17 protein-coding genes are annotated in these 18985 nt (G+C 61.1%); 15 read left to right on the top strand and 2 right to left on the bottom strand.

Features of this window, described 5'->3' with window-relative positions; all coding sequences use genetic code 11:
• Positions 1–3: 3 nt before the first annotated feature.
• The 11 genes from AC1DOG_RS04485 to AC1DOG_RS04435 all read left to right on the top strand — a co-directional run bounded on the left by AC1DOG_RS04485 (position 4) and on the right by AC1DOG_RS04435 (position 11637).
• On the top strand, positions 4–915 hold the full coding sequence (locus AC1DOG_RS04485) for an ABC transporter permease (RefSeq protein ID WP_047511480.1): 912 nt from the start codon (positions 4–6) through the stop codon (positions 913–915).
• Complete coding sequence (locus AC1DOG_RS04480) at positions 908–1756, top strand: ABC transporter ATP-binding protein (RefSeq protein ID WP_112943470.1); 849 nt, start codon at positions 908–910, stop codon at positions 1754–1756. Before AC1DOG_RS04485 ends, AC1DOG_RS04480 begins: the two co-directional genes overlap by 8 nt.
• 1 nt (position 1757) lies before the next feature.
• Entirely contained in the window at positions 1758–2528 is a 771-nt protein-coding gene (locus AC1DOG_RS04475; protein WP_112943471.1) for an ABC transporter ATP-binding protein, read from the top strand.
• An 89-nt stretch (positions 2529–2617) separates the two neighbouring features.
• Positions 2618–3982: an FAD/NAD(P)-binding protein gene (locus AC1DOG_RS04470; protein ID WP_296431814.1), complete on the top strand. Its 1365-nt coding sequence runs from the start codon at positions 2618–2620 to the stop codon at positions 3980–3982.
• A gap of 126 nt (positions 3983–4108) precedes the next feature.
• On the top strand, positions 4109–5743 hold the full coding sequence (locus AC1DOG_RS04465; RefSeq protein ID WP_112943472.1) for a TIGR04028 family ABC transporter substrate-binding protein: 1635 nt from the start codon (positions 4109–4111) through the stop codon (positions 5741–5743).
• Between the two features lie 50 nt (positions 5744–5793).
• A complete protein-coding gene (locus tag AC1DOG_RS04460) occupies positions 5794–6738 on the top strand; it encodes an ABC transporter permease (RefSeq protein WP_112943473.1) in 945 nt (314 codons plus the stop codon).
• Complete coding sequence (locus AC1DOG_RS04455; protein WP_112943474.1) at positions 6735–7619, top strand: ABC transporter permease; 885 nt, start codon at positions 6735–6737, stop codon at positions 7617–7619. Before AC1DOG_RS04460 ends, AC1DOG_RS04455 begins: the two co-directional genes overlap by 4 nt.
• On the top strand, positions 7616–9304 hold the full coding sequence (locus AC1DOG_RS04450; RefSeq protein ID WP_477926949.1) for a dipeptide ABC transporter ATP-binding protein: 1689 nt from the start codon (positions 7616–7618) through the stop codon (positions 9302–9304). Before AC1DOG_RS04455 ends, AC1DOG_RS04450 begins: the two co-directional genes overlap by 4 nt.
• On the top strand, positions 9304–10365 hold the full coding sequence (locus AC1DOG_RS04445) for a putative FMN-dependent luciferase-like monooxygenase (RefSeq protein WP_296436440.1): 1062 nt from the start codon (positions 9304–9306) through the stop codon (positions 10363–10365). Before AC1DOG_RS04450 ends, AC1DOG_RS04445 begins: the two co-directional genes overlap by 1 nt.
• 24 nt (positions 10366–10389) lie before the next feature.
• Complete coding sequence (locus tag AC1DOG_RS04440) at positions 10390–11022, top strand: CMD domain protein (RefSeq protein WP_289727833.1); 633 nt, start codon at positions 10390–10392, stop codon at positions 11020–11022.
• 9 nt (positions 11023–11031) lie between these two features.
• Complete coding sequence (locus AC1DOG_RS04435; RefSeq protein ID WP_113168299.1) at positions 11032–11637, top strand: alkylhydroperoxidase domain protein; 606 nt, start codon at positions 11032–11034, stop codon at positions 11635–11637.
• 33 nt (positions 11638–11670) lie between these two features.
• Here AC1DOG_RS04435 and AC1DOG_RS04430 read toward each other — a convergent pair whose 3' ends face one another.
• Together AC1DOG_RS04430 and AC1DOG_RS04425 are read right to left on the bottom strand one after the other, a co-directional pair.
• On the bottom strand, positions 11671–12525 hold the full coding sequence (locus AC1DOG_RS04430; RefSeq protein WP_477926948.1) for a D-amino-acid transaminase: 855 nt from the start codon (positions 12523–12525) through the stop codon (positions 11671–11673).
• 196 nt (positions 12526–12721) lie between these two features.
• Positions 12722–13051 (bottom strand): hypothetical protein, encoded by a 330-nt coding sequence (locus AC1DOG_RS04425; protein WP_477926947.1) that lies wholly within the window; start codon positions 13049–13051, stop codon positions 12722–12724.
• Between the two features lie 11 nt (positions 13052–13062).
• Between AC1DOG_RS04425 and AC1DOG_RS04420 the strand changes: the two genes are divergently transcribed.
• From AC1DOG_RS04420 to AC1DOG_RS04405, 4 genes are all read left to right on the top strand, one after another.
• Complete coding sequence (locus AC1DOG_RS04420; protein ID WP_477926946.1) at positions 13063–15009, top strand: methyl-accepting chemotaxis protein; 1947 nt, start codon at positions 13063–13065, stop codon at positions 15007–15009.
• A 252-nt stretch (positions 15010–15261) separates the two neighbouring features.
• Positions 15262–16767, top strand: a complete 1506-nt coding sequence (locus AC1DOG_RS04415) for a L,D-transpeptidase family protein (RefSeq protein WP_477926945.1) — start codon at positions 15262–15264, stop codon at positions 16765–16767.
• 202 nt (positions 16768–16969) lie between these two features.
• On the top strand, positions 16970–17995 hold the full coding sequence (locus tag AC1DOG_RS04410) for a type I glyceraldehyde-3-phosphate dehydrogenase (protein WP_477926944.1): 1026 nt from the start codon (positions 16970–16972) through the stop codon (positions 17993–17995).
• A 44-nt stretch (positions 17996–18039) separates the two neighbouring features.
• Positions 18040–18939, top strand: a complete 900-nt coding sequence (locus AC1DOG_RS04405) for an NrtR DNA-binding winged helix domain-containing protein (protein WP_113168300.1) — start codon at positions 18040–18042, stop codon at positions 18937–18939.
• Positions 18940–18985 lie beyond the last annotated feature (46 nt).

Raw genomic sequence — 18985 nt, 5'->3', positions numbered from 1 at the left:
ATCATGGCGACACGTTACTTCAACGACCTGCACAATTGGCTGATCAACGAGGAGTTTTCCTCGACGCGTCAGGCGCGGCTCCACAAGGCCTATGTCCTGTGGCTGAACCTGATCGCCAATCCGTTGGCATTCGCCGGCTTCGTCGTCGTGCTGATGCTCGTCTTGATCGCGACCTTCGCGCCGCTGCTCGCCAACCATGATCCGATCCTCCAGGATTTGACCATGGCGCTAAAGCCGCCGTCATCCGCCAACTGGTTCGGCACCGACGAATTCGGCCGGGACGTCTATTCGCGCCTCGTCTATGGCGCGCGTACGACGCTCTATATCAGCATCCTGGTCACGGTCATCGTGGCGCCCATCGGCTTTGCGATCGGCGCGACCGCCGGCTATCTCGGCGGCTGGGTCGATGTGGTCCTGATGCGCATCACCGATATCTTCCTGTCCTTCCCAAGCCTCGTTCTGGCGCTTGCCTTCTCCGCAGCGCTTGGTCCGGGGATCGAGAATGCCGTCATCGCCATCGCGCTCACCGTCTGGCCGCCGATCGCGCGTCTGGCGCGCGCCGAAACGCTGACGTTCCGTGCCGCAGATTTCGTCGTCGCAGCCGAGTTGCAGGGCGCGGGCATGGGGCGCATTCTGTTTCGCCATATCGTGCCGCTCTGCGCGCCGTCGATCATCATCCGCCTGACGCTCAACATGTCGAGCGTCATCCTGACGGCTGCCGGTCTTGGCTTCCTCGGTCTCGGTGCCCAGCCGCCGATGCCGGAATGGGGCGCCATGGCGGCCTCCGGTCGTCAATATCTTCTCGATGCCTGGTGGCTGACGACGGTTCCCGGCATCGCCATTCTTCTGGTCAGTCTCGCCTTCAACCTGCTTGGCGACGGACTGCGCGACATCATGGATCCCCGCAATGCCTGAACAGTCAAAACCGATCCTCTCGGTCAAGAACATGTCGGTGCAGTTTCCGACGCTGTCCGGCGTGGTCAACGCCGTCAAGAATGTAAGCTTCGATGTCGGCCGCGAGAAAGTGGGCATCATCGGCGAATCCGGTTCCGGCAAGAGCACGACTGGGCGCGCGATCATGCGCCTGCAGCCGGGCACGGCTCAAGTCGTCGCCGATGAGTTGCGCTTCGAGGACGTCGATCTCCTCGCCGCCAGCGAGGCGGACATGCGCGCAATCCGTGGCAGCCGGATTTCGATGATCTTGCAGGACCCGAAGTATTCGCTCAATCCCGTCATGACCGTCGGAGAGCAGATTGCCGAAACCGTCATCCTGCATGAGCGCCTTGGAAAGAAGGCGGCGCGCGAGCGCACGCTCGCCATGCTGGAAAGGGTGAATATCCGCGACCCGCAGCGCGTCTTCAATCTCTACCCGCATGAGGTGTCGGGCGGCATGGGCCAGCGCATCATGATCTCGATGATGCTGATCTCGTCGCCCTCGCTGATCATCGCCGACGAACCGACCTCGGCACTCGATGTGACCGTGCGCCAGCAGGTGCTGTCGATCCTCGACGACCTGATTACCGAACGCAACATCGGCCTGATCTTCATCTCTCACGACCTCAACCTCGTGAAGAGCTTCTGCGACCGCGTCATCATCATGTATGCGGGCCGGGTCGTGGAAACGATCGAAGCCTCAAGGCTCGACGAAGCAACCCATCCCTACACACGCGGCCTGCTTGAGGCGCTGCCCAGTCTCGATCATCCCAGGGATCGGCTGGAAGTGCTGAAGCGTCAGGCAAGCTGGGCGGAGGCGTGACATGTCCATCATATCGGTAAACGATCTCGCCGTGTCCTTCGGCAGCGGCAATGATTTCAAGCAGGTCGTCAAAAGCGTCGCCTTCGAGGTCGCGCCGGGCGAGACATTCGGCCTTGTCGGCGAGAGCGGATGCGGCAAGTCGACGGTGCTCGGCGCGCTGGCGGGGCGTATCAAAGAGTGGAGCGGTTCGGTTTCGATCGATGGCGACGTGGTCGGCCCCAAGCGGTCGCGCGCGCAACTCGCCAAGCAGCAGATGGTGTTTCAGGATCCTTTCGGCTCCCTGCATCCGCGCCACACGATCGGGCGCACGCTCCTGGAGCCTCTCGAGATCCATGGGCTGGATCGCAGGCAGGAGCGTGTCGAGCAGGTGTTGCGCGACGTCGGCCTGCCGCCCGGCTTCCGCCATCGCTTCCCGCACCAGCTCTCGGGCGGGCAGCGGCAGCGCGTGGCGATTGCTCGCGCGCTTATCCTTGAGCCGAAGATTCTCTTGCTCGACGAGCCGACATCGGCGCTCGATGTTTCGATCCAGGCGGAAATTCTCAATCTCCTGAAGGATCTGCGTGAACGCTCGAAGCTGACTTATATCCTCGTCAGCCACGACATGGCTGTCATCGCGCATCTCTGCAACCGCGTGGCTGTCATGCAGGACGGCGTTTTCGTCGAGATCGCAACGCGTGAACAGTTGCTGGAGGGCAGCGTCCAGCATCCCTATACGAAAACGCTGCTGGATGGGAGCAGGGGATACATCAGCGCGCGTAGGGCGGTGGCGTAGACGGAATCACTAGCCGCGCCGCGCAAGTCTATTGAAGTCGGCCTTGAAACTCTCGACGCGCGAACCACGTCATTGCTTGAATGCAGGGGATGCGGATGAGCTATGACGTAGTGGTAGTGGGGGCAGGCTTTTCGGCGATTGCCACGGTCTGCAACCTGATCGAACTGCTTCCTCCGTCCGCGAAGATCGCCGTGGTGGGGGATGATCCGGGTTTTGGTCGCGGAACGGCCTATCGTTCCGAACTCTATCTCCACAGGCTGAACGTCCCGGCCGGCCGGATGAGCCTGTTTCCGGACAGGCCGGATGCGTTTGTCAGCTGGCTCACGGAGCGCAAACGCCCATTGAGAGACGGCGATTTCGCCTCGCGTCAGGATTACGGCCTCTATGTTCGCGATACGCTCGCCGCGTTGCTGCGGGACAAGCGACCACGCTGCAAGGTCGATTTCATCCGTGCGAAGGCGACCGGTTGCGTGGAGCGCTACAGCGCGACGCTCGGCTTTCTGCTTGATAATGGTGATGAGATTGTCGGGCGTCATGTCGTGCTTTGCCTGGGCGTGGGGAACGCGCCGCTTCCGGTCGATCTTTCCAGACTTCCGGCCGAGGCGCGCGACAGGACAATCGAAAACCCATGGCGCCTGTCCTGGCTTCGCCGCGTGGAGGCGTCCGACAGGGTCTGTATCCTTGGTTCCGGCCTCACCATGATCGATCAGGTGCTGGCGCTGTTCGCGCAAGGATTTCGAGGCAAGATCGATGTGCTGTCGCGCCGCGGCCTTGTTCCGCACGGGCACGCAAGAGCGCCGAAGCCTCCCGCCGATTTCGATCCCGCCGATCTTCCCGATAGGATGAGCGAAATCTTGCGTCAGTTGCGCAGTGAAAGTCGGCGCGCCGGTGATTGGCGCAGCGTCATGGACACATTGCGGCCGAGAACCCAGGCGCTCTGGCAGCGCCTGCCGCAAGCCGAACGCATGCGGTTTCTGCGCCACGGGCTGCCATGGTGGAACATCCACCGCCACCGTGTGGCGCCTGATGTCAACGATCGCTTCCGTGAGATGGTCGCAAGCGGTCAGGTTTCGATCCATGCGGGTTATCTTCAGGACGTTTCGCAAGTCGATAACCAGCTGATGCTGCACTACCGCAAGCGCGCAGCCAATGACGTTGCAACGATCGAATGCGACTGGCTGGTCAATTGCACCGGTGTGGAGCGAGCAGGCATCGGGCACTCACCGCTCTTGCAGCAGATGATGCGCCAAGGGCTGATCAAAGCGGATACGCTGGGCCTCGGCATCGGCGTAGACGCCGCTTCGGCCGTCCTGCACGACAATCCGGGGGCTCCGGCGCTTTACGCGGTGGGTGCTTTGACGGCCGGTCAGTTCTGGGAGATCACAGCGGTTCCGGATATTCGCACGCAGGCTCGCGCTGTTGCGAAGCGGATCTCCGATGGCGTGTTGGGGTAAAATTCCAAAGGTTTGCGCTGACCGCATCGGAGAATTTCCCCGTAGTTTGGCGATTATAGAATACTAATTCTATATACTATATGCCTATCCAATTATCGTTTCTCATCTGTTTCAGAGGGAAAATCGATGAGCTTCACGACGACGTTAAAGAGCCTTCTTCTTGCCGGCACGATCGCGGCAACCGCTGCACACGCCTGGGCCGAGGAACCCGTCAAGCCCGTGGAAGGTGGCACGTTGATCTATCTGGAGCAACAGCCCCACACCAACCTCTATCCACCGGCCGGGGGCTTTTATCCGAACGGTGGGGTACTGAACCAGATCACCGACAAGCTGACCTATCAGAACCCGAAGACGCTCGAGATCGAACCGTGGATCGCCGAATCCTGGACGGTGAACGAAAACGCCACCGAGTATACGTTCAAGCTGCGCAAGGGCGTGACCTTCTCGGACGGCTCGCCGCTCGATGCCAACGCGGTCGCCAAGAATTTCGATACCTTCGGTCTTGGCAACAAGGAGCTGAAACAGCCGGTATCGGAAGTGATCAACAATTATGATCGTTCCGAGGTCATCGATCCGCTGACGGTGAAGTTCTATTTCAAGAAGCCATCTCCGGGCTTCCTGCAGGGTACGTCGGTCATTGGATCCGGCCTTGTGTCGCTGAAGACGCTTGCCCTGCCGTTTGATCAGCTCGGCGATGCGACCAAGATAGTCGGTTCGGGTCCCTTCGTCGTTGACAGCGAGACGCTCGGCAAGGAGCTTAGCCTGAAGGTACGCACCGATTACGGCTGGGGCCCGACAAAGCTCGAACATCAGGGGCGCGCTTATCTCGACGGCATCAAATACATCATCACCGGCGAAGACAGCGTGCGGATCGGCGCACTGCTGTCGGGACAGGCGGACTTCATCCGCCAGGTTCAGGCCTATGACGAAGAACAGGTCGAAAGCCAGGGCTACAAGATCTACGCCGCTTCGACGCGCGGCGTGAACAACAGCGTCGTGTTCCGGCCAGACAATCCGCTTGTCTCGGATATCAGGGTGCGCCAGGCACTGCTTCACGGGACCAACAGCGCCGAAATTATCTCGACATTGTTCTCGGCAAACTATCCGCAAGCGAAATCGATCATAGCCTCCACTGCGCAAGGCTATGTCGATCTGTCGCCCAAGCTCGCCTATGACGGTGACAAGGCTGCCAAACTTCTCGACGAAGCCGGCTGGAAACCTGGCGCTAACGGCGTTCGCGAAAAGGATGGGCAGCCGCTGGTGTTGACCGCTTATGAATCGCCACCCCAACCGCAAAACAAGGCGACGCTTCAGCTCGTCGCCGAACAGTGGGCAAAGCTTGGCGTGACGCTCAATGTCCTTGCGGGCGACGCTGGCAGCAAGACCGTCGATGACCTGGATCCCGCAAAGACGCCGGTCTCTCCTGCTATGGTCGGCCGCGCCGATCCTGACGTCATCAAGAGCCAATACTATCCGAAGAACCGGGACGTTCTTCGCCAGAAAGGCGGGCCCAGCGACAAGGTCAAATCCTTCGTCGACGACAAGCTGAACGGGTTGCTTGAGAAATTGTCCTCGGAGCCTGATCGCGCCAAGCGGTTGGCGATCGCCGGCGATGTCCAGAACTACGTTATCGACCAGGCTTACGCGATCCCGATCTTCGAGGAGCCGCAAGCCTTCGCTGGCGCTCCTTACGTCAATGGCGTCGCTTTCGAAGCCGTCGGTCGCCCGAGCTTTTACGGCACCTGGATTGCCGCGCACTGAACGATGTGCCCGGCGTTCGCCGGGCACGCCCCTGACGCGAAGGGATCGGTATGGCCCGCTACATTACGTCACGCATAGGTCAGGCACTGCTGGTGCTGTGGGCCGCATTCACGATCTCTTTCGTCCTTTTGCAGGCGATGCCTGGAGATGCCGTGCTGATCAAATTCCAGAACCCGGAATATGGCCTGAGCCCCGAGCAACTGGCCGACATTCGCGCGGCATACGCAGCTGACGGCACCGTGTTGACGCAGTATCTGCACACCGCTGGACGGTTCCTGGTCGGCGACTTCGGCTACTCGCTGCAGGCAGGCGTGGCCGTCAGCGCACAGCTTGCGACGAACCTGCCTCCCACGGTCCGCCTCGCCGGCTTTGCTTTCGTCGTTGCCGTCGCGATTGCCGTCCTCTTGGCCATCCTCGCCAACATCCAGGGCTTTGGCAGGCTGCGCGGCATCATTCAGTCGGTGCCCTCGCTATTCGTGTCCGTGCCGACCTTCTGGCTCGGGATCATGTTGATCCAGATTTTCTCGTTTCGCCTGCGGTTGGTTCCTGTGATCAATCCGGGACCGTGGGAAGGCTTGATATTGCCCGTGCTTGCCATCGCCGTTCCCATTTCCGCGCCGCTGGCACAGATCCTTCTCCGAAACATCGACCAGGTCAAAACGCGGCCTTTTGTTGCCGTGGCGCGCGCCAAGGGAGCATCGCATGCCGGGGTTCTGTGGCGGCACGTCGCGAAGAACGCGGTTCTGCCCGTGCTGACCGTCGGCGGCGTGTTGTTCGGTGAACTCCTTGCCGGCGCCGTGATCACTGAAACCGTCTTCGGCCTCAACGGCATTGGCAGCCTCACCGAGCAGGCGGTCAATTTCCAGGACGTGGCGGTGTTGCAGGCGATCGTCGTGCTGTCGGCCGCTGCTTTCGTCACCGTCAATCTTCTGGTCGATCTTCTCTACCCCATTCTCGATCCGCGGCTCAAAGCCAAGCCGGAGACTGCACGATGACGAGCCTTGATGTCGCCGAACGCCCACTCGAAATCGCTAATGCCGACAGCGTCGGCAATCCGGCATCGGCCAATGCGCCACGCAGGCAGCGTGTCGATGTCAGCCTCGTGCTCGCAGTCGTCGTGCTTGTGATCGTCCTCTTGTGGGCCGTCGTTCCGTTGCTGTTTACATCCTACGATCCGATCAAGGGACTTCCCGGCCAGCAGCTGAAAGCGCCGAGCCTGACGCATATCCTTGGAACGGATGCACTTGGGCGCGATCTCTTCGCACGCCTCGTGCATGGCTCCGTGCATTCGCTATCCGGAGCCCTGGCGGCCGTCGGGATCGGGCTTGCTCTCGGAACCACGCTTGGCGTGCTTGCCGGTTCGCTCGGAGGCCGCACGGAAACCGTGATCATGCGGCTGGTGGATGTCCTGCTGTCGATCCCTGTCCTGCTGCTCTCCCTCAGCATCATCATCCTTCTCGGCTTCGGTACGCTCAACGCCGCGATCGCTGTCGGCATTACCTCGGTCGCGAGCTTCGCCCGCATCGTGCGCTCCGAAGTCGTGACGGTCCGGCGCAGCGAGTATGTCGAAGCGGCCTTCGGCAGCGGCGGCAGGTTTCTGAGCGTCCTTTGGCGCCATATCCTGCCCAATTCGCTGACCTCTGTCATCGCCTTCGCAGCGCTACAGGTGGGATCGGCAATCCTGCAATTGTCGACGCTCGGCTTCCTCGGATACGGCGCGCCGCCACCGACGCCGGAATGGGGGCTCCTGATCGCCGAGGGTCGCAATTACATCGCGACCGCGTGGTGGCTGACAGCAGCGCCGGGCGTCGTCGTTGTTCTCGTGGTGCTTTGCGTCAACCGCATCAGCCAGGCAATCGGAGGAGGAGATAGATGACGATAAGACCGAACGATCTGCCAAGGGACCCATTCCAGCCATCGCCAGTGCTCGATGTTGCAGGACTTACGGTTAGCTATGAAGGCCGCGGCGGAAGCCGGACTGCCGTTCACGGAATAGATTTCCGTGTCAATCCCGGCGAGGTCGTCGCGCTGGTCGGTGAATCCGGCTCGGGCAAGAGCTCGACGGCGCAGGCGATCATCGGCCTCCTGCCTGACAACGGCAGGCTTGAATCTGGCAGCATCCGATTGAACGGCGAGGAGATCGCCGGCTGGCCGCAACGGCGGCTCGACGGCGTTCGCGGCGCGGTCATCAGCCTTGTGCCGCAGGACCCTGGCAATTCGCTCAATCCCGTCAAGACGATCGGCAAGCAGGTGGCCGAAATTCTCGCCATACATGGCAAGGCATCGGGTCCGGTTGCCTATGCGCAGGCTGTCGAGCTTCTGGAACGGGTCGGTCTCAGCGAGCCGAGGCTGCGCGCGCAGCAATATCCACACGAGCTCTCCGGTGGCATGAAGCAACGCGTGCTGATCGCCATCGCCATCGCGTTGAAGCCTGCGCTCATCATCGCCGACGAGCCGACAAGCGCGCTCGACGTGACGGTGCAGAAACACATTCTCGATCTGATCGATGAGCTTCGCCGGGAATATGGTACCGCGATCCTTCTCGTTACACATGATCTTGGCGTGGCGGTTGACCGATCGGATCGGCTGATCGTGCTTAAGAACGGTCGTATCCAGGAGGAAGGTCGCACCGCGGATGTGGTTGCCGCCCCCAAGAGCGCCTATACGCGCCAGCTCCTGTTGGACGCGCCATCACTCAACCAACGCCCGCGTATCGTGACAACGTCGCCGCTGGATCAACGAAGCGACGACATCATTGTCGTCGAAAACCTGGTCAAGGATTTCGGCATCGGCGGTGACGGGCGCTTCTGTGCGGTCGACGACATATCGTTTTCCGTTCGGCGGGGCACGACGCACGCCCTCGTCGGCGAATCCGGCTCGGGCAAGACGACGAGCATCCGCATCATCTCGGCCTTCGAAAAGCCGACGTCGGGTCGGGTGCTCGTCGATGGCCTGCCGCTTTCGGAGTTGCGCGGCGAGACGTTGCGGCTCTTCCGCAAGACGATACAGCTCGTTTACCAGAACCCCTTCGGCTCGCTCGATCCGCGTCAGACGATCCGGCGCATCGTCGAGGAGCCGCTTTTGAACTTCGAGCCGGTGGCGCGAGGCGAGCGAATGGCGCGGGTTGATGCGATCATCGCCAAGGTCGGGCTTCCGGATGATGTGCTGGACAGGCGGCCACAGGCGCTTTCAGGCGGGCAGAGGCAACGCGTCGCCATTGCCCGCGCCTTGATATTGAAGCCGAAAATCCTGGTGCTTGATGAGGCCGTCTCCGCTCTCGACGTGACGGTGCAGGCGCAGATTCTGGCTCTGCTCGGCGATCTTCAGCGCGAGCTCGGCCTGACCTATCTCTTCGTCTCACACGACCTCGCCGTCGTTCGCCAGATCGCCGACACGGTCTCGGTGCTCAACGGCGGAAAACTGGTCGACAGCGGCCCGGTCGATCAGGTCTTCGGCAACCCGGCAAGCGATTATACGCGCGATCTCATCGCCGCAATTCCGGGCAAGACATTCACCCCTGCACGGGGATCATCCACCTTGACGAATACGGGAAGCAAATGATGACGAAGGCAATCCCGCCGAAGCGCCTGGGCTTTTTCAGTCGCGTGCTCGATCAGGTCGATGCGGCCACGCGCTACCGGCTGGTTGCCGAGCAGATCGTTCATGCCGAGAAACTTGGCTTCGACAGCGCCTGGGTGGCGCAGCATCATTTTGATGGTGACGAAGGCGGTCTCCCGTCGCCGCTGATCTTCCTGGCGGAGCTCGCGGCTCGGACTTCGCGGATCAGGCTCGGGACCGGCGTTATCACGCTGCCGATGGAAAGCGCGGTGCGTGTGGCCGAAGATACCGCCGTACTCGACATTCTCTCGAACAATCGTCTCGAAATCGGCTTCGGAACGGGTGGAACGCCGACGTCCTTCCTGCCTTTCGGCTTGGAGAGCAGTGGTCGCGCAGCTGTCTATGCCAAAAGCCTGGCAACCGTCCGCGACGCTTGGGCGGGACGGCCGCTTGCCGGTGACAGCCGGCTCTATCCCACCGCGCCGCATCTTCTGGACCGGGTCTGGCAGGCAACATTTTCGGTCGGCGGCGGCGAGCGGGCAGGGCGCGATGGTGATGGGCTGATGCTGTCGCGCACACAGCCGCGCTCAGCGGATGCACCCGACACGCGGCTCTGGGAGCTGCAAAATCCGATCATCGACGCCTATCTCGAAAACCTGCCGCAGGGCAGGGCGCCGCGTATCCTCGGATCAAGAAGCCTGTTCGTGGCCGACGATCGCCAGCAGGCACTTCACTTCGCAGAAATAGGGCTTCGCCGCAGCGCGGAGCGTTTCATTGCCAGCGGCCACAAGGTGGCAAGCACCAGGACTGAAGATCTCATCCGGGCGTTCGATGTCCATGTTGGCACGCCTGAGGATGTGGTCGCCTCCTTGAAAGCCGACACGGCGCTTGAGCGCGTTACCGATCTCGTCTTCCAGGTCCATTCCGTCGATCCGCCGCACGAGTACATCCTGCGATCGCTGGAACTGATCGCCGGCGAAGTCGCGCCCGCGCTTGGCTGGAACCCAAACACTTCAAGGCCGGCGAACGCGAAAACACAGGAACGACGCTTGGCCACGGCTTAGGCTGCCACCAGGAAAGGAACCCATATGAGTACGCAGTCACCCGACATCATCGACCTTCTGGCGGCCATCGAGCCAGGCTCGTTTCTTGATCGCATCCGCAACCAGCGCCCGGAAACCCGCATCAACGCCCAGAAGAGCTATCTCGCGCTCTTCGAGCCCGTGAACGAGACGGACGTCACGCGCGCCGAGCGGCTTGTGCTTGCGGCTTTCGTCGCCGGCCTTCACCAAGCGGCTGGCGCCACAGAGTTCTACGTGGCCGGTCTAAGCGAAGCGAGCGGCGGCGCGTCCCTTGCGGCTGCGGTGAGGACGGAACTTATCAAGGCTGTAACCGAGGGGCCCTATGGGCACTACCCGACGGGTCCGTTGTCGGTCGAAGACAGGCCTGGGCCGGTCTACAGCGTATCGGATTTTGGTCGTGCCGTTTTTGGCGCCAAACTGTCGGCGGCCCTGGAGCATGCGCATCTCCTTGTTTTTCGTCCGCGCGAAGCGAGCCCGGATGCGTTGCAGAAGCTGCTCAACGCCAGCTGGACAACAACCGCCATCGTCACCCTCTCGCAGCTCGTTGCCTTTCTCTCTTTCCAGATCCGTGTCGTTGCCGCGCTTTCTGCGCTCGGCACCGCAGTGCAGGCGCGCGCTCCACGCGCCGCCGCGGAATAAGGAGCCGTCATGACCGATATTGTCATCCATCCTCAGATCGAAAATCGTCCGACTGCCTTCACGCAAGCTGAAATCGGCTGGACGCCCTGGCTCGAACCGCTTTCAGAGGGAGAGCTCACCGAACGGCACTGGACCGGCCTCGTCGACGCCTCGCGGGCGAAGTCCCCATATTTCATGCTGCTTGCACGCGATCCGGAGATTCTCGAAGCCCGCACCAAGACGGACAAGGACATCTTCTACAACACCGAGGCCGGTTTGCCGCGCGCCGAGCGTGAGCTGTCGGCGACGGCCGCATCACGCAGCAATGGATGCATCTTCTGCGCCTCCGTGCATTCCCGCTTTGCCTCGCACCACTCTAAGCGCACCGAAGAGGTTCAGAAGCTTCTCGACGAAGGCACCGATGCCGATCTTTCCAGCCGTCGCTGGAAAGCCGTGGTCGAAGCATCGGTCGCCTTGACGGCGACGCCCTCGGCATTCGGAGCGGAGCAGATCGACCGGCTGCACAAAGAGGGTCTCGACGATCTCGAGATCGCCGATGTCATTCACGGCGCCGCCTTCTTCAACTGGGCGAACCGCCTGATGCTCTCGCTTGGCGAGCCCACCCCGGCGAAATAGCGGCTTTCGCCCGCAAATGGACGACGGGAAGGATCAGATCGCGTTCGCCAGTTTGTTTTCGATATAAAGCTGGCGAAGCTTCAGCGTTTCAGGCCCCGGCTTGCCATCGCCGATCGGTTGCCCGTCGATCGAGGTGACAGGTAGAACGAAACTCGTCGCCGAGGTGATGAAGGCCTCGGCGGCATTCCTTGCTTCGTCAGGCGTGAAAGCGCGCTCCTCGACGGCAAGTCCGGCGCAGCGGGCGATGTCGAGAACGCTGAGGCGCGTTATGCCATGCAGGATCGCGTTCGACAGGCCGCGCGTGATCAGTGTCCCGTCCTTGCTGATGATGTGTGCGGTTGCTGAACTTGCTTCGGTGACGAAGCCGTCTTCAACCAGCCAGGCGTCGTCGGCGCCGACGGAAGCGGCCTGCATCTTCGCCATCGACGGATAAAGCAGTTGGACCGTCTTGATGTCGCGCCGAACCCAGCGCTGATCGGGAACCAGCGCCACCGAAATCCCGGTCTTCACCTTCGGATTTTCGAGCACGGCCTTGGCCTGGGTGAACAGGACCAGTGTCGGCGTAGCGTCGGTTGGGAAGGCAAAGTCGCGATCGGCGGCGCCGCGCGAAATCTGCAGATAGATGAGGCCCTCCTGAAGGTCGTTCCTGCGGACGATCTCGCGATGAACGGCAAGCAACTCCTCTTCCGTCAGCGGGCAGGTAATCCCGAGTTCGGCCGTGGATCGCCGAAGGCGGGCCGCGTGACCGGCATATTCAAGCAGCTTGCCGCCGACAACGCCGGTGACCTCGTAGATCGCGTCGGCGAACAGGAAGCCGCGGTCGAACACGGAGACTTTTGCGTCGGCCTCGGCGAGCCAGCTGCCGTTCAGATATACGGTACGGGTCAAGATTGTTCCTCGTTCAGATTTCAGCGTGGGAAGGACCTTGGTCGATTCCATCGGCGGCGAGTTTGTCACGCAACATGCGCGCCGTCACTGCCGCACTTGCCGTGTCTGCGTCAATGCGGCCCTTCCCGCCATATACTTCAATTTTTATGAAAACTGATTCCAGCAAAGACTGATTGTGGCGCGACGTCGATCCAATTTACAAATAGCCTTGGAATGCAACCGCTTGACCAGTCGGCCCGTGGGGACTGTGCTGACTGGTGTCCGGCAAGGCGACCTGCTTTTCGATCATACTTACTGAAAAATCCTTTACCTCGGGCCGAGTTTCGTAACTGGTAGAATCCGCCCGAGCCGCCATGATGGCCACGATCTCTGCCATGTCGATATCACCTATCCGATCGATGAATTGATTGGCGGCTAGAACCATTGGATTGTCGGTCTCATTCGTTGACGCGACACCGATGCTCGGCGCCGTATTGGCGAGTGAGGTATTGCGACCTCGCGACAGTCGATCATCGATCCCTGTCACGTAGAGGTCATATGTCGTTTCTGAAAAATGCGCTTATTCGTACCAAAGTTCTTTCCCTGATTATTCCGATCTGTGTCGTGGGCATCGGCGCCACGCTCTTCATATCCGACAGATTCAAAACGGTGGATTCCACCTACTCCGAGTTCATTTCCGATGACTATCAGGCGGAAGTGGATCTTGTTGCCTCCACGAGAAGCTTGGTTTCCGTCGGCTATGCTGCCTACCAGACACTGGCCTACGACGTGCAGGATCCGGGCTTCAAAGTCGCGAACGATTTTTACAAGGAGAACACCGCAAGCCTGATCAGCCGATTGGAGCAATCCAAGGGTGGCCGCCCCGAGGATACTGCCGCGATCGACGATTTCATCGCAAGGTCGAAGAACCTCACCGCTCAAATGGACGATGCGGTGAAACTGGGCGCGGAAGGGCGCGATGCCGAGGCGAAGAGCGCCCTGGCTCGCGCCGATCTGCTCATCAAGCCTTTGCTGGCAGATATGCGGGACCTAACCACATTGATGAAGAAAAACATCAATACCCGAGCCAGCGCGCTGACCGAGCAGACACGATCGACCATTCTGATCTCGCTCGTTGTCCTAACCATCGTGTTCGCGGCGAGCACAGGCATGGCCCTCTTCGTCTCTTCGCGCGGCATCACCGCGCCGATCGCGAAATTGCGCGAACGAATGATATCGCTTGCCCGCGGCGATGCCGAAGGCGGTGTCGATGGCCAGGATCGGCGTGACGAGGTCGGCCAGATGGCAAGAGCCGTCTCCGTGTTCCGCGATAACGCCCTCGAGCGAATCCGTCTTGAAAACGAGGCGGAGGCAAATCGCAGTCTCTCGGACCAGGAACGGGCGGCGCGTGACGCGCAAAAAGCCAGGGACGAAGCCGACACCGAGTTCGCCGTCGATCGGCTGGGTGACGCACTCGGGCGGTTGGCGCAGGGCGACGTCGCCTATCGCATCGACACGCCGTTCGTCGCCCATCTCGATGCGTTGAGGACGAACTTCAACGAATCCGCCGGGAACCTCAGCGAGGCGCTGCGCGCAGTCGGTCGCAACGCGCGGGGCATCGATGCCAGCGCCAATGAAATCCGTTCTGCGGCCGACGATCTTTCGAGACGCACCGAACAGCAGGCCGCTTCCGTCGAGGAGACGGCTGCAGCGCTGGAAGAGATCACCACCACTGTGAAGGACGCTACCAAGCGGGCGGAAGATGCGGGCAATCTCGTTGCGCAGGCGCGCACCGGAGCCGAAAAGTCCGGACTGGTCGTCCGCGACGCCGTCGTGGCGATGAAGGAAATCGAACGCTCCTCGGGCGAGATCACCAACATCATCAGCGTCATCGACGAGATCGCCTTCCAGACGAACTTGTTGGCGCTCAACGCCGGCGTCGAGGCCGCCCGTGCCGGCGATGCCGGCAAGGGTTTCGCGGTCGTTGCCCAGGAAGTGCGCGAACTCGCCCAACGATCGGCTCAGGCGGCCAAGGAGATCAAGGCGTTGATCATCATGTCCGGCGACCATGTCCGTTCAGGTGTTGAGCTGGTCGGAAACACGGGAACGGCGCTGGAGGTCATCGTTGCCGAGGTCCAGGAGATCAATCGCCATGTGGACGCGATCGTGAAGTCGGCGCGCGAGCAGTCGATCGGTCTGCAGGAAATCAATACGGCCGTGAATGCCATGGACCAGGGCACCCAGCAGAACGCTGCGATGGTGGAGCAGTCGACCGCGGCAAGCCACAGCCTTGCCAGAGACGCGGCTTCGCTCAACCAGTTGCTCGCGCGCTTCAATCTTGATGAAGAGGCTCAGCGCCCGGCGGTCGTTGCAGGCGTGGTGCGGGAGGCGTCACCCACGAGCCCCGGCGTTGCATCGCCCGCGCGGGCGCTCGGGCGAAAGATTGCGACGGCCTTTGGTGGCCGAGCGTCGGCGGTCGCGGAGAAGGCCTGGGAAGACTTCTGATTATCGTGAGCCGGCACCCGGGCGTTGTCCGACGCTCGGGTGCCGCCTCCGCGACTGCAGTTTGTGCGACATTTTCGCTACACGTCGCTTTCTGCAGAAAGCGGCGCTCGCCCAAAGTATCGTTTTCAACCTCTCGTGATCTGCATCCGCCAAGGTTCTGCCTGAATGTTGCCGCTTCTAGTCCGTGGTAAAGGATCGCGAAGACATGTGCCATCTCGCATGGTTTTGCGCGTTAAGTGTTGGGGATATTCAATGGCAGACATGTCGGCTTCACGCCTGAAGCTAACTCTGGTGAGCATGCTGGCGCTTGTGGCGAGCGGGATCGGTGCGCACGCCGAGCCGCAGTCGGTGGCTCCGGCAACGCAGGCTTCCGTGGCGCAAGGCTATGCCGTGCCGGACCGCCGCTTGGTTCACATCACGCGGGCAGGCGATGATTCCGTCCTTTCAACGCTGTTCGACGGCGGCGCGGGCAACCCCGCGAAGATCATGCGGGAGATGGGCGGTCTGTCTCTGCAGATGAACAGCGACATAGCCGCATCGCTAGAAGCTTATTATAGCCAGCCAAAAGCCAAGCTGATCTGGGTAGACGCAAAGGGTCCGAACGCTAGAGCCCGCGAGGCGCTGGCGCTCCTAAAGCAAGCGGACGACTGGGGGCTGACCGCAGCCGACTACGCCATTGCGGAAGCGCTGGGTCAGGGTCGGCAAAATTCTGCCGATCAATCGAAGGCTCTGGCAACATTCGAGCTCTCCCTGTCGAACAAGATGCTGATGTTCCTCCAGGACAATTTCCGGGGCCGCATCGATCCGAACAAGCTTTCGAACTATTACGATTTCAAGCGCAAGCCAGTCGATTTGCAGGCGACGCTTGCCCGATTGGCAGCCGCCCCCGACCTGATGTCGGCCGTCGATCGTTTCATGCCCAGCAGTCGGAAATTCGCGCAGCTTGCGGCGGAACTGCACTGGCTGCGAAACTCCGGCCAGGGTGGCGATACGACGGTCAACATCAACAAGGTGACCGTGGCGATGGAAGAACTGCGCTGGATGCCGCAGGAGTTTCCGGACCGCTATGTATTCATCARTCAACCCGCCTACATGGCCTACTACACCGAAAACGGTGATGTCACGCTCTCGATGAAAGCGGTTATCGGGCAGCAGGACCATCAGACGAATTTCTTCGATGCGACGATCAAGACGGTCGAGTTCAATCCGGATTGGGGTGTCCCACAGTCGATCATTAAGAACGAGATGCTTCCGCACTTGAAGAAGGATCCGTCCTATCTCGACCGCGAGGGCTACAAGGTCGCCGTCAACGGCAAGCCGATGCCCTCGGCGAAGGTCGACTGGACACAGCCGCTGGAGAATATCGCCGTCGTGCAGCCGCCAGGTGCCGATAATGCTCTTGGCCAGTTGAAAATCCTATTTCCAAATCCGCATGCCATCTACATGCATGACACGCCGGCACGTGGGAAGTTTGCCTCGCAGGACCGGATGTTCAGCCACGGCTGCGTCCGTCTGGAAAACCCGCGCGCCATGGCGGCGGCCGTGCTGAAAACGTCGGTGGATTCGGTTAATCAGGAGATTGCGGCTGGTGACAAGAAGGACGTTCCGGTTCCTGAGGAAATTCCGGTCTATGTCTCCTATTTCACCGCGTGGCCGACCGCTGACGGCATCATCCATTATTACGATGATATCTACGGTCGCGATGCGCAGACGCTGAGTGCGATAAGGGCCACGTCGGCAAGTCGCGCCGCGCTTTAAGTGCCCTCTTAGCGGTTCGCTTCTGATCTCTGCTCGTGAAACCCGTCCGCCCGGCCGGGCTAGCGCTATCATATTGCTTGAATGCTCCTGCGACATCGTGGTGGTTGCCTATGCGGCGCGCGCCTGCAACAGATCGTCATGCGGAGCACACGGTCATGTTGCGAAATCGACGTGACCGGCGTACCGAGCAAGGAGAATCAATGTGAGCCTCGCGCCGATGACAAAGCAGAAGACGAAAATAGCCATCAATGGTTTCGGTCGCATCGGCCGAACGGTGTTGCGTATCCTGCTGAGCAAAGGTGGGGACTTCGAGCTCGTCCTGATCAACGATGTCGCCGCGCCGGAAAGCTGCGCCTACCTCTTCCAGTACGACAGTGTTTTCGGCCCCTGGCCGGAAGAGGTCGTGGCCCGCGAACAGGCGCTGCAGGTGGGCGACAGGCTGATTGCCTTCCACAATGTTCGCGATGTCCGCGAGCTTGATCTGTCCGGTGTCGACGTCTTTCTCGAGTGCACGGGCCAACCCTATACACGCGAGTTCATTTCCCGTGCGCTGGAAGCCGGTGCGAAAAGCGTCTTGATCTCAGGGCCCGCCGAGGCCGCCGACGTGACCGTGGTTCTGGGGGCCAACGAGGAAATGCTCGGGGATCACCTTATCGTCTCCAACGCCTCCTGCACGACCAATGCGCTCGCTCCCTTGCTGAAGGTTATCGACGATGCCTGGGGCGTGGTGGGCGGCCAGATGACCACTGTCCATTGCTACACGGGCAGCCAGCCCACGGTCGACCAGCCGCGTGACGATTTCGCGAGAAGCCGCGCCGCCGCGCTCTCAATGGTTCCGACAACCACCAGCGCGCACAAGCTTCTCGGCAAGGTCTTGCCGTCGCTCGCTGGAGCGATCGAGGCGCGCGCCATTAGGGTGCCGACGGCGAGCGTTTCGGCGATCGATCTCACGGTCTCCTTGACAGACACCCCGTCGCTTGCCGATGCGCGTGCGCAGATGCAAAAGGCCGTCGCCGCGTCGCGTGTTCTTGGGTGGACGGAGAAGCCGGTGGTTTCGGTGGACATGCGGGCGCGCCAGGAATCATTGATCATCTCCGGTCCGGAGACATCGATCGCGCCGGGTGGGCTGCTTCGCGTGTTCGGCTGGTACGACAACGAATTCGGCTTTGCGAACCGGATGCTCGACGTTGCAGGCCTCTTGGGGCAAAAGGTAGCAGGCAGGCGGTAAAGCGGCCAGCGTGCAATTATGTTGCTAAATTCAGGGAGAATTGCTTGACGATCGGGCTTGCCCACGCGGAACTCATGGCTGTTGTGGCAGCCGTCACCAGCAACGAGCCACGTGTGATGACGGTGCGTTCCGGCGAAGCCTTGCCGTCCGGCCCTTTCGAGCTTGGACATCGCACGCTGCAGAGCGGCTTGCGCGAATGGATCCAGGAGCAGACCGGCCACCCGATCGGCTATCTTGAACAGCTCTACACATTCGCCGACCGGGATCGTAACAACGACATCCGCGGCGGACGGACGATCTCGATCAGCTATCTCGGGCTGGTACTCGAACAGGATGCGCCCGGCGCGGGCCGTCCGGCATGGCACGGATGGTACGAATATCTACCGTGGGAGGATCACCGCCAGGGACGGCCCAACGTTCTGGATGCGATCATCGAGAAGCTCAGGGTTTGGGCCGATGCCGATCCAAGGCGTCGCGCTGAGCGTCATCAGCGCGCCGACTTCACCTTCGGCCTCGATCACGGTGGCTGGAACGAGGATCTGACGTTGCAGCGATACGAGTTGCTATACGAAGCCGGGCTGGTGGCGGAAGCAGGTGATGTGAGCGATAATTTCGGCCGGCCGATGTTTGCCGACCATCGCAGGATCCTGGCGACCGGCATAGCGCGGCTGCGTGCGAAGATAAAATACCGCCCGGTCGTCTTCGAGCTGATGCCAAGCGCTTTCACCTTGCTGCAGTTGCAGCGAACGGTCGAGGCGTTGGCGGGCCTTTGCCTCCACAAGCAGAATTTCCGCCGGCTTATCGAGCAGCAGGAGCTTGTCGAGGAAACAGGCGGCATCGCCAGCGAAACCGGCGGCCGCCCCGCCAAGCTCTTCCGCTTCCGGCAGACGGTTGTCGAAGAACGCGCTCTGTCAGGGACAAAGCTGCCTCTCGTCCGCAATTGACATATGCTCATTGTGAGAATATCTATTTGTCTCGAATATACTCAAA

The organism is Rhizobium sp. 01N48 (assembly GCF_056399145.1).
The sequence above is the reverse complement of the archived record's forward strand: the minus strand, read 5'-3'. Positions and strand labels throughout refer to the sequence as shown.